Annotated in this window: 11 protein-coding genes; 9 read left to right on the top strand and 2 right to left on the bottom strand. The window is 68.7% G+C overall.

Translation table 11 applies throughout. From position 1 onward, the window contains the following. The first annotated feature begins 243 nt into the window (after positions 1-243). Together OHB49_RS12050 and OHB49_RS12045 are read left to right on the top strand one after the other, a co-directional pair. A complete protein-coding gene (locus OHB49_RS12050) occupies positions 244-4,104 on the top strand; it encodes a S8 family peptidase (protein ID WP_329160173.1) in 3,861 nt (1,286 codons plus the stop codon). Positions 4,105-4,293: 189 nt separating this feature from the next. After that, positions 4,294-5,319: a TrmB family transcriptional regulator gene (locus tag OHB49_RS12045; RefSeq protein WP_329160171.1), complete on the top strand. Its 1,026-nt coding sequence runs from the start codon at positions 4,294-4,296 to the stop codon at positions 5,317-5,319. 330 nt (positions 5,320-5,649) lie between these two features. On the opposite strand, the gene OHB49_RS12040 is transcribed toward OHB49_RS12045, so the two are convergent. Beyond that, positions 5,650-6,534 carry an SIS domain-containing protein gene (locus tag OHB49_RS12040; protein ID WP_329160170.1) on the bottom strand — a complete coding sequence of 295 codons (885 nt, stop codon included), beginning with the start codon at positions 6,532-6,534 and terminating at the stop codon, positions 5,650-5,652. A gap of 185 nt (positions 6,535-6,719) precedes the next feature. Between OHB49_RS12040 and OHB49_RS12035 the strand changes: the two genes are divergently transcribed. The 6 genes from OHB49_RS12035 (at position 6,720) to OHB49_RS12010 (ending at position 14,641) form a co-directional block, all read left to right on the top strand. Then, a complete protein-coding gene (locus OHB49_RS12035; protein ID WP_313939628.1) occupies positions 6,720-7,520 on the top strand; it encodes a DeoR/GlpR family DNA-binding transcription regulator in 801 nt (266 codons plus the stop codon). 917 nt (positions 7,521-8,437) lie between these two features. Next, a complete protein-coding gene (locus tag OHB49_RS12030; protein ID WP_443079517.1) occupies positions 8,438-9,448 on the top strand; it encodes an ABC transporter permease in 1,011 nt (336 codons plus the stop codon). Beyond that, positions 9,445-10,404, top strand: coding sequence for a carbohydrate ABC transporter permease (locus OHB49_RS12025; RefSeq protein WP_329160169.1), 960 nt, complete (start codon positions 9,445-9,447; stop codon positions 10,402-10,404). Before OHB49_RS12030 ends, OHB49_RS12025 begins: the two co-directional genes overlap by 4 nt. Before the next feature lie 55 nt (positions 10,405-10,459). After that, the gene (locus OHB49_RS12020) at positions 10,460-12,100 is read left to right on the top strand and encodes a hypothetical protein (RefSeq protein ID WP_329160167.1); all 1,641 of its coding nucleotides are present in this window, start codon (positions 10,460-10,462) and stop codon (positions 12,098-12,100) included. Positions 12,101-12,139: 39 nt separating this feature from the next. Beyond that, entirely contained in the window at positions 12,140-13,312 is a 1,173-nt protein-coding gene (locus tag OHB49_RS12015) for a Gfo/Idh/MocA family protein (protein ID WP_329160166.1), read from the top strand. Between the two features lie 153 nt (positions 13,313-13,465). Then, positions 13,466-14,641: a ricin-type beta-trefoil lectin domain protein gene (locus tag OHB49_RS12010; RefSeq protein WP_329160163.1), complete on the top strand. Its 1,176-nt coding sequence runs from the start codon at positions 13,466-13,468 to the stop codon at positions 14,639-14,641. 82 nt (positions 14,642-14,723) lie between these two features. Here the strand turns inward: OHB49_RS12010 and OHB49_RS12005 are convergent, their stop codons facing one another. Then, positions 14,724-14,990: a hypothetical protein gene (locus OHB49_RS12005; protein WP_329160161.1), complete on the bottom strand. Its 267-nt coding sequence runs from the start codon at positions 14,988-14,990 to the stop codon at positions 14,724-14,726. Between OHB49_RS12005 and OHB49_RS12000 the strand changes: the two genes are divergently transcribed. Continuing rightward, complete coding sequence (locus OHB49_RS12000) at positions 14,980-15,978, top strand: MBL fold metallo-hydrolase (protein WP_329160160.1); 999 nt, start codon at positions 14,980-14,982, stop codon at positions 15,976-15,978. The two genes, OHB49_RS12005 and OHB49_RS12000, sit on opposite strands and share 11 nt — an antisense overlap. Positions 15,979-16,031: the final 53 nt, after the last annotated feature.

Here is a 16,031-nt window from a genome sequence, read left to right as displayed (position 1 = left end):
CCCGCGGCCGTGAAGGCCGTCGGGCCCCTTCGTGGTTGTGGAGCTGCCACGCGAACGGCCCTGTGTGGCGACAAGGCGCCATCTGGCACAGAGCCGCCACTTCGCCTCTGGATCCTGCGGTCTACACGCAACTAGGTTCCGGCGGGCGCGGCATCATCCGGACGTCCGGTCGGTCGACCATGGCCCGACCGAGCATCAGTTCCGTTGGCGCGCATGCCCGTTCAGCCTGCGGAAGGAATCCTGATGCGTACAACCCGCGCGAGACGACGGCGTACAGCTGTCGTCGGCGGGGCGGCAGTGGCGGTCGTCCTGTCGCTGACAAGCCAGCCCTGGGCGGCAGCAGCCGCCCCGCCGTCGACCGGCCCGAGCGCCTCGGGCGCACCGTCCACGCACCGGAACGGGTCGACCACCTCGACACTGACCCTGGTCACCGGGGACAAGGTCGCGCTGACCACCGGGCCGGACGGCAAGCAGTCGGTGAACATCGTCTCCGGTGGGGGAACGTCCAAGACGTTCCAGACCGCCAGTGGGCAGAACGGCGACCTGTACGTCTACCCCGAGGACGCCATGGCCGCCCTCGCCTCCAGCACGGTGGACGGCGAGCTGTTCAACATCAGCCGGATGGTCAGGGACGGCTACGGCGACGCGAAGACCGACGAGGTCCCCGCCATCGTCGACTTCCAGGGGAAGCCGGCCGCCGCCTCGCTCAAGGAGAAGACCGAGGATCTGCCGGGCAGCGACAGCGGGGGCGTCATGCCCCGGCTCGGGCTGTCCGCTCTGCGCGTCCACAAGCACAGCGCGAAGGGCTTCTGGCAGGCCGTCAAGCCCACCCGCTCGCTCACCAGGAGCGCCGGGAAAGCGGTCACGCCCGGCACCGCCGGGGTGAGCAAGCTGTGGTACGACGGCAAGGCGAAGGTCTCACTGGACAAGAGCGTGCCGCAGATCGGCGCCCCGGAGGCCTGGGCCGAGGGCTACGACGGCAAGGGCGTGAAGGTCGCCGTGCTGGACACCGGGGCCGACCTGAACAACGCCGACATCAAGTCCGAGATCGTCGGGAGCCAGAGCTTCGTCAACGGCCAGACGGTCCAGGACGGTCACGGCCACGGCACCCATGTCGCGTCCACCATCGCGGGCAGCGGCGCCAACTCCGACGGCAGGTACAAGGGTGTCGCCCCCGGCGCCGACCTGCTGGTCGGCAAGGTCCTGTCCAACTCGGGCCAGGGAGCGGACTCCAGCATCCTGGCCGGCATGGAGTGGGCGGTCGAGCAGGGCGCCGACGTCGTCAGCATGAGCCTCGGTGGTCCTGACGCCCCCGGCGAGGACGTCCTGACCAACGCGGTCAACTCGCTCAGTGCCTCCTCGAACGTCCTGTTCGTCATCGCCGCCGGCAACTCCGGCCCCGGTGAGAGCACCCTCGGCACCCCCGGCGCCGCCGACTCGGCCCTCACCGTCGGCGCCGTCGACAAGTCCGATGCGCTCGCCGACTTCTCCAGTCGTGGCCCGCGCCTCGGCGACATGGCGATCAAGCCGGAGATCACCGCCCCGGGCGTGGACATCGTCGCCGCCCGCGCGGCCGGCACCACCATGGGCACGCCCGTGGACGCCAACTACACGGCGGCCAGCGGCACCTCGATGGCCACCCCGCACGTGGCCGGCTCCGCCGCGATCCTCAAGCAGCGCCACCCCGACTGGACCGGGCAGCGCATCAAGGAGGCGCTGACGGCGCACGCCAAGGCCGCCGCCGACCAGACCGTCTACCAGCAGGGCTACGGGCGGGTCGACATACCCGCCGCCCTCGACCCGTCGCTGGAGCTGTCCGGCACCGCCGACTTCCGCGTCATACCCTGGCAGAAGGGCACTTACCCCGCCCGCAGCCGCACACTGACGCTGCACAACGACGCCGCGAACGACACCGTGGTGACCCTGGTGGCTTCCGCCAAGGACGCGAGCGGCACCGCGGTCCCGGCCGGGACCCTGTCGCTGTCGGGAGCGGGCCTGTCCGACGGCCGGGTCACCGTCCCGGCCGGCGGGACCGCCGAGGTCACCGTCACGCTCGACAACAACGGCCTGAAGGCCGGTCAGTACGGCGGATCGGTCACCGCCACCTCCGACAGCGGCGAGTCGGTGCACGCCGCGCTCGGCTTCGTCACCTCCGTCGAGCAGCACGAGGTCACGCTGAAGGTCACCGACCGCTTCGGCAAGGCCCCCAAGGCGCTCAAGTTCACCCTGCACGGGATGGACAACAACTTCTGGCAGACCCAGACCATGTACGACAACGGCACCGCCACCCTGTCGGTACCGCTCGGCAAGTACTCCATCGAAGGCTCGCTCTACACGGCTGACCCCGCCGGGGGCGCTGTCTCCTACGCGGCCGACCTGTTCACCGTGCCCGACATCGAAGTGAGTGACCGGGACCAGACCTTCACCGTCGACGGCACCACCGCCACCGACCTCAGCGTGAAGGTCAAGGGTGAGAAGCGGCCACTGGAGAACGGCCAGGTGACCACGTTCATCGTCCGTGACGACGGCACCGCAAACGGCCACGCCGACTTCGTCGGCATCGGCAACCTGCTCAACCTCGCCGACACCAGGCAAGGTGCCATCCCCAGTGCCGGCGCCACCACCGGCGCGCTGCGCCTGGAGACCTCCCTGGCCCGGCGCGAACCGCTGGTCCAGCTGGAGGTGACGGGCCCCGGGCACGTGAGCATCCCGCTGAAGTCCTCGGTGAACGCGAAGCGCTTCGAGGGCACCAAGCGTACCGAGCTGGTCGACCTGGGCGCCGGCGCCGAGCAGGACTTCGCCGGTGCCGACGTCAAGGGCAAGACCGTTCTGGTCTCCGTGGCCGATGTCACCAAGGCCGACGACCAGGCCGCCAGGGCCGCGACTGCCGGAGCCGTCGCGATGATCGTGGCCCCTGCCGACCCAGGCCCGAGCGGCAGCGGCGTCCCCGCCGGCCAGACCATCCCGGTCGCCCACGCCACGTACGACAACGCCGCAACCCTCAAGGGCTTGGTGGCCAAAGGCAAGGTCCGGATCGCGCTGAAGGGCGTCCTGGAGTCCCGCTACACCTACAACCCGCACTTCACCGACGACCGGATCCCCGCCGACCTGGCCAAGACCGTCGACGTCAAGGACTTCGCCAAGGTCACCAACACGTTCCACTCCGACGGCGCCCGGCGCCTGGGCGCCGAGAACATGAACGTCTGGGGTCCCCTACAGGTGAGCACGGGCTCCGTCGGCCAGCCCCTCTACCAGGGCACCACCCGCGACGACTACTTCCTCGCGGGCACCGGGGTGACGTACCAGACGAGCGTGTCGGCCAACTTCAACTCCTCGACCTGGCGGATGAACAGCCTCCGCGGCACCTACCTCACCCCGGGCAAGTCCTACACCCGGAGCTGGTTCGACGCGCCGATGCGCCTGTCCCAGTACGAGTTCGGGCCGTGTGTGTTCTGCCGCACCGACGTCTGGCAGAAGCTGCCCGGCAGCAACGGTGCCGACAACGATCCCACCCACACCCTGTCGGGCCTGACCGGAACCTGGAGTTACTACCTCAACGGGCAGCCGATCACCGGCTTCGGTCAGCTGGCGCAGGAGAAGGCGGACTACCGGTACGTCCTCGACCAGAAGCTGACCACCGACGTCCCGGGCGTCACCCTGGGCCGCCAGATACGCACCGAGTGGAACTTCAGCCAGGCGGCACCGACCACGATGGCCATCAAGGACTGCGACACGGCGTTCATCCCCACGCCCAAGGTCTGTGAGTCCATGCCCGTGATCCTGCTCGACTACGACCTGCCGTTGAACGTGCTCAACCAGGCACGGGCCGGACTGCCGTACACCTTCACCGTGGACGCGGGACGCCCCAAGGGCTGGGCCGGCTCCACGGCGGTCGCCGGCGCCAAGGTCTCCGTCTCCTACGACGACGGCGCCACCTGGAAGTCCGCCGCGATGCTGCGCAAGGACGACAACTCCTTCCAGGCACTGCTGTGGCACCCCAAGCTGGCCGACACCAATGGCTTCGTGACCCTCAAGACCGAGGTCTGGGACTCTGCGGGCAGCCGCACCGTCCAGACCATCACCCGGGCTTACGCCCTCAAGTGAGGTCCTGATCCGGAAGTCCGTCGGACAGTACCGGGCGCCCGGCACAGGGATGAGAGATTCCCTGCGCCGGGCGCCCTGCCTGTGTAAACGGCCGTATTGTCATCGCGTTCACGGATGCTTCGGGCACGCCGTGACGCGCTGCATGGGTGAAGGGGGCTCCTCGGGAGCCTGCGAGGGGAGAGTGCGGAGATGCTGGAGACGCTCGGTCTGAGCACCACCGAGTCGCAGGTGTACGAACTGCTCGTTCGGACAGGACGTACCGACGCGGACCGGATCCGGCACCTTCTCCGCCTCAGCGCCGGGCACGCGGCCGAGACCATCGGCGGACTCGTCGAGAAGGGTCTGGTGACAGCCACCGACGACCGGCCCGCACAGCTGATTCCATCACCTCCGGACATAGCGGGGGAGGTGCTCCTCCTGGCGCGGATGACCGAGCTGACGAAGGCCCGCGGGGCTCTGGACCGGCTCGCGGACGAGTACCGCAGCGCGCCCCGCCCGGACATCTCGGGGGACATGGCCGAGGTCGTCCCCGACGAGGAGGTGGCGCTGCGGTACCAGCAGATCCAGGCTCGGGCCCGCAGGGAGGTCGTACGGTTCGACGCCCCGCCGTACGTGGTATCCGAAGCCGTCAACGAGGTCGAGATCGAACAGCTGGCGGCGGGGGTGAGGTTCCGGACCGTCTACGACCGGCTGGGGCTGGAGGCGGACGGGTCACGAGAGGAGGTCCTCCAGTACGCGGAGGCGGGGGAGCAGGGCCGGGTTCTGAATCATGTGCCGGTCAAGATGGTCATCGTCGACGGTTCGACGGCCCTTCTTGCGATGCGCTCGGGCGAATCGTGTACACAGCGGGTCGTCCACATCCACCCCGGTCCGCTGCTGGAAGCGTTGGTCGCGCTGTTCGAGCTCGTGTGGGAATCCGCATTGCCCCTGCACCCCATGGCCGTCCAGCCGCGCAGCGAACTGACGGACGACGACATCGAGCTGCTGACCCTGTTGCTCTCCGGACTGACCGACACCGGCATCGCCCGACAGCTGCGGATGGGAAGACGGACGGTGCAGCGCCGGGTGCGGGATCTGATGGACCGTGCCGCTGCCACCAGTCGGATCCAACTGGGCTGGCAGGCGGCCCGGTTGGGATGGATCGCCGGGCCGGGGGACCCGATGGGGGCCACTCCGGAAGACGTCGGTCCGGGCAGTCGCCTGACGGAGGCCTGACGTCCTTATGGCCGGGGCCGGATAATGCCGAACGAAACCTGTGGAACGGCGGCGGGGTGACCGCTCGTCACGACCTGCCGGCGCCGGCACGGGCGGGGATCGGCTCGGCCGCCCCGTACCCCGGGTCCTGGTCCGCCTGGTCGGCGGACCCGACCCGCCCGGTCGACACGGGGGATGAGGAGCTGCCGTCGGGTAGACGCCGACCCGGCAAGGACGAGGACGCCTGCCCGGCTGCCCCGTACCGGCGCGGCGAGGAACCCCTCGCACGCGCCGCCGCGGACACCGTTGTGCGCAACGGTGAGCGCGCGCTCGACGATGTCCATCCGCGGGTCAGGCGTCCGCGAGGACCACCGAGCGGGTCAGGTGGCGGGGGCTGTCCGGGTCGATGCCGGCGGCCTCGGCGCGGGCGATCGCCAGGCGCTGTACGCGGACCAGCTCGGCCAGTGGGTCCAGGCCGCTCTCCACCCAGCGGGCCCCGGTCGACAGCACCTGATCGTCGAGCCCCTCCGGCGCGGCGCCGAACATCCAGGTGGCGGTGCCGGCGGTGGCGATGCTGATCGGGCCGTGGCGGTACTCCATCGCGGGGTACGCCTCCGTCCAGGACAGCGACGCCTCCTTCATCTTGAGCGCGGCCTCGTTGGCGAGGCCGGCCGTCCAGCCCCGGCCGAGGAAGGTGAACTGGGTGCAGTCCAGCAGGCCTTCGGGCAGCGGCTCGGCTAGTGCGGTCTCCGCGTCGCGGACCACGGCGTCGGTGTGCAGGTCGAGGTGGGCGCGGAGCAGCGTGAACGTGGTGGTGGCGAACCGGGTCTGCACCACGGACTGCTCGTCGGCGAAGTCGAGTACGACGACGTCGTCGGCCGCGGTCATCACCGGCGTGTTCGGGTCGGCCGTGATCGCGACGGTACGGGTGACACCGCGGAGCCGGCCCAGCAGGTCCAGCACCTCGGTCGTGGTGCCCGAGCGGGTGAGCGCGACGACCCGGTCGTAGCGTCGGCCGAAGGGGAACTCCGATGCGGCGAACGCGTCGGACTCGCCCTGACCGGATTCCTCGCGGAGCGCGGCGTATGCCTGAGCCATGTAGAACGATGTGCCGCAGCCGACGACGGCGATGCGCTCGCCGGTGGCGGGCAGTGCGGCCGACTGGCTCGGTGCCAGCTCCGCGGCGCGACGCCAGCACTCCGGCTGGCTGGCTGTCTCAATCTCGACAAACGACACTTTTGCACTCCGTACAGGTGATGGGATGCTCGTTCACGCACGTTATAAGTGAACTACAAGCATTATCAAGCATTCTCGTTGCAGGAGACTTGACTGATCAGAGCCTTGTGCGACGCTTGCGCGTGTCCGGTGACCGTGCCCAAGGGGATGGGTGCTCGAATCCCGGATCCGTAAGGAGAGTTCTCTTGTCCAGGGATGCCCGGTGGAACGCGCTGCTGGAGCTGGTCGGGAAGCACGGCAGGGTGGAGGTCGAGGACGCCGCGACGACGCTGGACGTCTCGGCCGCGACCATCCGCCGTGACCTGGACCAGCTTGCCGAGCAGCAGCTGCTCACCCGTACCCGCGGTGGCGCCGTCGCGCACGGGGTCTCGTACGAGTTGGCGCTGCGCTACAAGACGGGACGCCACGCCCCGGAGAAGCAGGCCATCGGCCGCGCCGTGTCCGAACTCGTCGCCGTGGGCGAAGTGGTGGGACTGACCGGCGGCACCACGATCACCGAGGTCGCCCGCTCGCTGGCCGTGCGCTCCGACCTCGTCGGTGACACCGGCCCCGGGACCGGCGGCCAGCCGACGCTGACGGTGGTGACCAACGCCCTCAACATCGCCAATGAGCTGGTGATCCGGCCGCAGATAAAGATCGTGGTGACCGGAGGCGTGGCCCGGCCCCAGTCGTACGAGCTCACCGGCCCGCTGGCCAGCGGCGTGCTGGGCGAAATCACCCTGGACGTCGCCGTGCTGGGCGTCAACGCGATCGACACCGAGCGTGGGGCGTACGTCCACCACGAGGGCGAGGCCAGCATCAACAGGCTGCTCGCCGAGCAGGCGCAGCGCGTGGTCGTGGCCGCCGACTCCTCGAAGATCGGCAAGCGGGCCTTCGCCCGGGTCTGCGACCTCAGCCAGGTGGACTTCCTGGTCACCGACACCGGCATCACCCCCGAGGCGAAAGCCCGCTTCACCGAGGCCGGTGTCACCGTCATCGCTGTGTGACGGTGACACCGGCCCGTCCGGCGGGGATGCGGTCGCGCAGGATCAGTTGCGCGGCGCGGTCCACCGCTGGTCCGCCTTGCCGGTGAAGAGGCGCAACTCCGAGCCCTGTCCGGGCCTGTGGCCGACCGGCGTGTACAGGCACTGGCCGTCGCATCGTCCACGGCCGAGCCGTGTGCGCCGTACGTCCAGGTCGTCAGTGGTCCCGGGGTGCCCGCGCAGGTCGTGATCGTGGCCGGCGCCTTCTTGGCGTTTCCGGACCTCTCCGGTGCGGTGGCCGGGCAGGAGTTGTTCGCCGGACGCAGGGTCCGGTCGGCGCCGCGCACCCAGCCCTCCTCGGTGCGTCTGTGGCAGGTCTCCACGACGGCGGCCCGGTCCACGTCGGCGGCCGGATCGGCGTCCTCGGCTCACTCGAGTCGGGTTGCGTGTGCCGTGGGCATTCCTGGCCCGGCCGCAAGTGCCAGGGCCGCGAAGGAACTTCCGACGATCGGGCCGAGCGGACCGATCCAATCGATCGGACCGAGTCGGCCGGGGTCGGGCACAGACACGGGAAAACCCTCCCTGCTTGAGAATGCGGGGAGGGGTGGCTGTCGACGCAAGATCGAGCACAGTGGATCTTCTCGTCCCGCGACGAACTCCCTGGCAATAGGCTCGGGCAGCTCGTCGAGTGCTCCCGCACCCCTGGTACGTCCCTTTCATCCAGCTTTAGGCCTCAACTGACTCAAAACGGACGTTCGCATTCCGATGTCTGTAGATGTTCGTTACCTCTGCGAAATGAACAACTCTTGCCATCCAGGTGCACCGTCGTGAACTATGTGGCTGTCGCCGCGACGGAGCAGCGGCCGCACCGTCGGTGGTGCGTGCCGCCTCCGTATTGCGGGACTTTCTCTGCTCCATCAGCCCTGGAGGTGCCTGTGACGATGGCAGATGCGCCGGTCTCAGCCGTGCGGTCGCCTGTGCCGCAGCCCCGCGACCCGGATGACGCGGACTCACCCGCCGGGAAGAAGCGCACCAAAGCCCGAATACGGCAGCCGCTGCGTCATCGCCTGAGGCGGGACAGAGCCCTCCTGCTGTTCTGCCTGCCGGGCGTCCTGTACTTCGTGCTCTTCTTCTATCTGCCGCTCGCGGGCAACGTCATCGCCTTCCAGGACTACCAGCCGTTCCTGGGTTTCAAGCAGAGCCCGTTCGTCGGCCTCGCCAACTTCACGGCGCTGCTCTCCGAGCCGGAGTTCTGGTCCGCGGTCTCCAACACCCTGCAGATCACCGCGATTCAGCTGCTGCTCTACTTCCCGGCCCCGATTGCCCTGGCGCTGCTGCTCAACTCGCTGATCAGCGAGAAGATCAAGCGGTTCGTCCAGACCATCGTCTACCTCCCGCACTTCCTGTCGTGGGTGGTCGTGGTCGCGATGTTCAAGCAGGTGCTCGGCGGCGCGGGTTCGGTCACCACGCTCCTGATGGAGCACGGGGTCACCATCGGCAACGTGATGACGGACCCCGGCACCTTCAAGCTGCTGATCACCGCACAGGCCATCTGGAAGGACTGCGGCTGGGGCACGATCATCTTCCTGGCAGCGATCGCGTCGATCGACATGGGCCAGTACGAGTCCGCCGCCATGGACGGCGCCGGCTGGCTCCGCAGGATCTGGCACATCACCCTGCCGGGCATCCGGCCGGTGATCCTCATGCTGCTGATCCTGAGGCTCGGCGACATCCTCTCGGTCGGCTTCGAGCAGATCATCCTGCAGCGCGACGCGGTCGGCCCGGATGCCTCCGAGGTGATGGACACCTATGTCTACTTCCACGGCGTCATCGACGGCGACTGGGGGATGAGCACGGCCGCCGGTCTGATGAAGGGCGTCATCGGATTCGCCCTGATCCTCGCCGCCAACAAGCTGGCCCACCGCTTCGGTGAGCAGGGAGTGTACCGATGAGTCAGACGACCTTTGCGAGTCGGCTGCGCACCGCCGGGTCCGGCCCGCGCGCCACCGCCCGCGGCCGCGCCTCGTCCGGCCGTCCGCCGTGGATGGAGCGTCCGCACTGGTACGGACAGGGGGCGAAGGCAGCGGCCCTCGTCGTCCTGACCGTGATCGTGCTCTACCCGTTCGTCCTGGCCATCGGCACAAGCCTGGCCGGTCGCGAGGAACTCAACGCCAACGGCGGCTACGTCCTGCTGCCGAAGCACCCGACGCTGGAGGCGTACCGGGTCATCCTCTCCGGCGGGGTCGTCACGCAGGCCGCGGTGGTCTCCATCTTCATCACGCTGATCGGTACCGCGCTCAGCCTGGCGTGCACGGTGCTCATCGCGTACGGCACCTCGCGCCCCGGCACGGTCCTCGGCAAGCCGATCCTGCTGCTGGTGCTGGGCACCTTCCTCTTCGCCCCCGGCATCATCCCGACGTACCTGGCGGTCCAGCAGTTCCAACTGCTCGACACCTACGCCTCGCTGATCCTTCCCGTACTTCTCAACGCGTTCAACATCGTGGTCGTCCGCTCCTTCTTCCAGAGCATTCCCGAGGAGCTGTACGACGCCGCGCGGATCGACGGCGCGGGCGAGGTGACCGTCCTCTTCCGGATCGTCCTCCCGCTCTCCAAGGCCGTCCTCGCCGTCGTCGGCCTCTTCTACGCGGTCGGCTACTGGAACAGCTTCTTCAACGCGGTGCTCTACCTCAACGACTCGGGCAAGTTCCCCATCCAGGTGATCCTGCGCTCGTACGTCCTGAACGGTCAGAGCATCAACGCGCAGGCCATGGGCGTGCATGCGATTCCGCCCGCGACCTCGCTGCAGATGGCCGTACTGATCATCGCGATCGTGCCCATCTTCTGCGTCTACCCCTTCCTGCAGAAGTTCTTCGTCAAGGGCGTCCTCACCGGGGCGATCAAGGGCTGATCCGCCCGCCGCAGCCCCTCCCCCCCCCCGCACTTCGCACACTTCAAGGAGAACCATGTCCATCAACTTGTCCAGGCGCGGTTTCATGGGCGCGGCGGGGATCGCCGGGCTGACCGTGGCGGGCCTGTCGTCGCTGACCGCGTGCGGCAGTGGCGCCACCGTCAGCAAGGGTGGCGCCAAGGCGTCGGCCAAGCTGAAGCTTCCGACGTACGTGGCCGCGCAGACCGCGCCGGCCGACCTCGCGGGCAATGCGGCCGGGCTGGATGCCACGTACCTGCGCTATCCGAAGAAGCTGACCAAGTCGGTGGCCAAGGCCCCCGGCGACGGCAGCCGCATCACGGCGCTGACCGAGACCTTCACGACGCCTGCGCCGCCGCAGGCCAAGAACGCCTACTGGCAGGAGCTGAACAAGCGCCTCGGCGCGCAGTTCGACATGACGATTGTCGTCGACCAGGGCGTCGACGCCTACCTCACCAAGTTCAACGCCATGATGGCCAGCGGTGACATCCCCGACCTGGTCTGGTTCCCGCCGAACCAGGGCCTGCAGCGCGTGCCCGAGCTGCTGGACGCCAAGTTCCACGACCTCACCCCGTACCTGTCCGGCGACGCGGTCAAGAAGTATCCGAACCTGGCGAACCTGCCCACCACCGCATGGAAGACCGCCGTCATCAACGGCAAGATCCGCGGTGTGGCCGTCGCGTACGGCTCCATGGGCCAGGTCTACGTCGTCAACCAGGACTTCTGGAAGCCGGTCGGCGGCGCCGAGTTCACCAGCGCAGAGGACTTCCTCGCCAAGGGCAAGGAGCTGCTCGACGCCAAGCGCAACAAGTACGTCCTGGAGCCGGCGTACGTGAATCACGTCGGCATGTTCGGACAGTGGTTCGGCGCCCCCAGCGGCTGGCGGCTGGAGGGCGGCAAGCTCACCCACATGTACGAGACGGAGGAGTACCAGGAGGCCCTGGCGTTCGGCGTCAAGGTGGCCAAGGCCGGTCTCTTCTGGCCCGATCCCAACCTCTCCACCACCATGGAGAAGATGGCGCAGGGATCCCTCGGCGCCTACGTGCAGTCCTTCCCCAGCTTCCTGGTGGACGCCAAGACGTACGACTTCCCCTTCGGCATCATCGTGCCGTTCGCCGCCCAGGCCGGCGCGAAGCCGAAGTACAGCATGGGCTACGGCTCGGTCGGCTACACCGCCATCTCCAAGAAGGCCGACGAGAAGCGGGTCAAGATGCTGCTCGGCGTCCTCGACTACCTGGCCGCCCCGTTCGGCACGGAGGAGCGTCTCTTCCTCGACAACGGCATCGAGGGCAAGCACTTCACCCGCACCTCCAGCGGCGACGTCAAGCTCACCGGCAAGGGCAACTCCGAGGCGGTCACCACCGCCATGCCGCTGGCCTTCCTGGCCAACGGGCCCGAGTACGTGTACCTCCCGGGCAAGGCGGCGATGGCCGGTCAGATCCACGCCTGGCAGCAGGAACTGCTCAAGAACAACCAGTCGAACCCGACGAGCGGCCACTTCTCCGACACGTACACCCGCAAATACGCGTCGCTCACCACGGCCATGAGCGACTGCCAGAAGGACATCATGGCGGGACGCAAGCCGATCTCCGCCTACAAGGAGGAGCTGCGTAAGTGGCGCTCAGGCGGCGGCGACCAGATGCGTGCCGAGTACGAGGCCTCGATCGCCGGTAAGTAGTCTCCGCCCGCACCACCCGCACAGACAGAAGGGACTCCCGTGTCAGACCTGCGACTCGGCGTCATCGGGCTCGGCCTCCGCCGTTCCATTGCGATCTCCGCCCACCACCCCGGTAAGGGTTCGGCGATCACCGCCGTCTGCGACGTCGACCCCGAGGTGCGGCAGCGCGAAGCCGAGCGCTTCGGCACCGATGTCGCGGTCGAGGACTACAAGTTGCTCCTCGACCGGGACGATCTCGACGCGGTCGTCATCGCCACCCCGGACGACACCCACGAGGTCATCGCCATCGATGCCCTGCGGGCCGGCAAGGCGGTCTTCGTCGAGAAGCCGCTCGGGATCACCGTCGAGAGCTGCGACAACGTCCTGCGCGCCGCGTACGAGACGGGGACCCGGCTGTACGTCGGCCACAACATGCGCCACATGGGCGTCGTGCGGCTGATGCGCGACATCATCGCCCGCGGTGACATCGGCGAGCCGAAGGCCGTCTGGGTGCGACACTTCGTCGGTTACGGCGGTGACTACTACTTCAAGGACTGGCACGCCGACCGGACCCGCACCACCGGACTGCTGCTCCAGAAGGCCGCGCACGACATCGACGTCCTGCACTGGCTGGCCGGCGGCTACACCCGTCGGGTCAACGCCCTCGGTGACCTCCTCGTCTACGGCGACCTGCCGCGCCGCGAGGCGGACACCCCGCGACCGGACAACTGGCTGCGGGAGTTCGACTGGCCGCCGACGGCCCGCAAGGACCTGCATCACATCGTGGACGTCGAGGACGTCTCGGTGATGAACATGCAGCTCGACAACGGCGTCGTGGCCGCGTACCAGCAGTGCCACTTCACCCCGGACTACTGGCGCAACTACACCGTCATCGGCACCGAGGGGCGGCTGGAGAACTTCGGCGACAGCCCGGGTGACGAGGTCAAGGTCTGGAACACCGGCCCCAGCGGATACCGCGCCGAGGCCGACATCACCTACCGGGTGCCGGAGGCCAACGGCTCGCACGGCGGCGGGGACAGCCGGATCATGGATGAGTTCTGCCGGTTCGTCCGCGACGGCGGCGTCACCGACACCTCTCCGGTCGCCGCCCGGATGAGCGTTGCCGCCGGTGTGCTCGCGACCCGCTCGCTGCGTGAGGGCGGTGCACCGTACGACGTGCCGGCTCTCGACCCCGAGCTGATCGCGTACTTCGAACGCGGTCAGGTTCGCTAGGAAACTTCTGGCCGGATTCTGACCGGGAAGTGTCGGACAGGGCTTCGGCCCTGTCCGGCGGATCTCACTCGCACATCGTGCACCTCCTCACCTCGGAGGTGCAGGCAAGAGAGCACGATCCCCATTCCCCCCCATCAGAAGCAGGTGCAACGCATGACTCTGCGCCACTTGTTCGGCACCACCCTCGCCACGACCGCCGCGGGCGCCCTGGCCCTGTTCGGCGTGGCCGGCCCCACCCATGCCGCGGACCTCGGCACGACTCCCGGCACGTACACCAACTACTCCTTCTCCGGCGCGCCGGTCCTGACCGAGGTCACCTGGTCCACGACCGTCCTGCACGACCCCGGATACACCGCCAACGTCTTCTGGAGCCATCAGTTCGGCTTCAACCAGGGCAACGGCGCCTACCTCGGGATGCAGTCCAACGGCGGGTCGAGCAGGGTGCTCCTCTTCTCCGTCTGGGACGTCTCGGAGGCCACGGCCGGCTCCACCGGCTCCTGGTGCCAGAGCTTCGGCGGCGAGGGCGAGGGCATGAGTTGCCGGATGAACCTCGACTGGACCGCCGGTCACACGTACACCTTCAAGGTGGCAGCCGAAGGCGGTGGCTGGTTCGGCGCCACCGTCGCGGACACCACGGCGGGGACGTCGTACAAGCTGGGCAGCATCAAGACGCCCGCCACCGCCATCTCGCCGTCCGGCATGGTCGACTGGACGGAGTACTTCGAGTGGAACGACCCGCGTGCCACCTGCTACGACCAGCCGTTCAGTGACGCCCGTTTCGGGCTGCCCAAGGGCAACGGCGGTACGGTCACCGCCGCCGTCTCGTCCACCTCGAACAGCGGAAACGCCTGCGCGTCCATGACCCGGACCGACACGGTCAGCGGCGGCACGGTGCAGAACCTCGCCGTCGGCAACTCGGTGCGCGGACCGGTGACGGGTCTGGCCGGAAAGTGCGTGGATGCGTCGGGCGGCGTCTCGGACGGAACGGTGGCCGATCTCTACGGGTGCTCGGGCAACGACAACCAGGCATGGGTGAAGGCGGCCGACGGCACCCTGCGGCTGCCCTCCGACTACTGCCTGACCGCGACCGGCACGGGTAACGGAGCGGCCGTCCTGGTCCGCGACTGCGCCGGTACGGGTGCCGGGGGCGCCGTCACGGACACGGCCAAGCAGTGGACGTACAACTCCTCCACGCACGCGCTCGTCAACAAGGCCTCCGGCCGCTGTCTGGACGTCCCGGGCAGCGACAGCACCAGTGGGACCGCACTCGATCTCTGGGACTGCCACGGCGGCGCCAACCAGCAGTGGACGGTGCCCGCCACGTACTAGCGACACCCGGCCACGATCTCGAGAGGATCTCCGGGGGCGGCGCCGTCGGGCGCCGTCACCGGGGGTCTCTCTGCATCTGTTTTCAGCCATGCTCGGTGGGTAATCGGCGCATTCCGGTACGGCGGCCGCCCGATCGGCCGTCGCTGCGATGCGTGGCACTGTCGGGTGAATTGAAGTGGATCGTCCGGAAGATGTCGTTCGGAGGCACCGGCGGCCGGTCTCGTACCGTCACCGTCGGACTGCCACCGCCGAGCGCAACCATCGATTTTGCGCCAACCAGGGCGCGTCTCGGCCAGGCTCGAACGCGTGGCCGGATCGCGGTCGGCATAATCGCGTCCATGTCGATCACGGGTGGAGACTTCGTCGAGCTGGGGCGGGACCTGTACGCGTGGCTCCCGCCGAAACGCGGCTGGGGTCTCGCCAACTGCGGCCTGCTCACCTCGCCGCGTGGAGCGATCTGGATCGACACCCCGTACGACCCTGTACTCGCCGGCCAGTTCCTGGCCGAGTCCACGAAGCGACTGCCCGACGGTGCCTCCATCGACCGGGTGATCGTCACCCACGCCAACGGGGACCACTTCTGGGGCGCGGGCGTGCTCCCGGACGCCGAGATCATCGCGACCCGCGAGGCCCGGGAACACATCCACTACGAACCCACCCCGAAACAGCAGCACGCGCTGGTCCAGGGAGGCGACCCGGCCACCGCGCTCGGCGAATACCTCAAGCGCCACTTCGGCACCTTCGACTGGTCGCAGACCGAACCGGTGCAGCCGACCACGTACTTCACCGGGGAGCTCGAACTGACCCTGGGGGAGTACCCGGTCCAGATTTCGGCCCTGCCCGCCGCCCACACCACGGGCGACCTGATCGTGCACCTGCCGGCGCAGCGCACCGTGTTCAGCGGCGACGTCATCTTCGCCTCCACACCGCAGCAGCCGGGCGACCACCCGGTGCACTGGGCGGGTCCCCTCTCCCATGTGATCGCGGCCTGCGAGCAGGTGCTGGCCACCGGTGCCGAGACCATCGTCCCCGGCCACGGTCCGGTCCTCGACCCGGCCGGGGTGCGCGCACACATCGGCTACCTCGAGTACGTACGGGATCGCGCCCACGCCCTCCACGCGGCCGGGGTGCCTGCGCTGGAGGCGGCCCGCCGGGTGATCGGCGAGCGGCGACACCCCGAACTCGGCCTGGCCGAACGGCTCGTGGTGACGATCGGTAGCGAGTACCGGCAGCTGGACGGGTCCGAACTGCCCGGTGTGCTGCAGGTGATGACCGATGTCGCCGTCGTCGCTCAGGAAGTCGCCGCTCAAGAACTCTCCGCGCAAGAAGGGGAGTAGTCCCGTGGGGCGGCAGGCCGCGCGGGGTGACAGCCGGATCTCCCGCCGCCCGG

It is taken from the genome of Streptomyces sp. NBC_01717 (genome assembly GCF_036248255.1).
GTDB lineage: Bacteria > Actinomycetota > Actinomycetes > Streptomycetales > Streptomycetaceae > Streptomyces.
The sequence above is the reverse complement of the archived record's forward strand: the minus strand, read 5'-3'. Positions and strand labels throughout refer to the sequence as shown.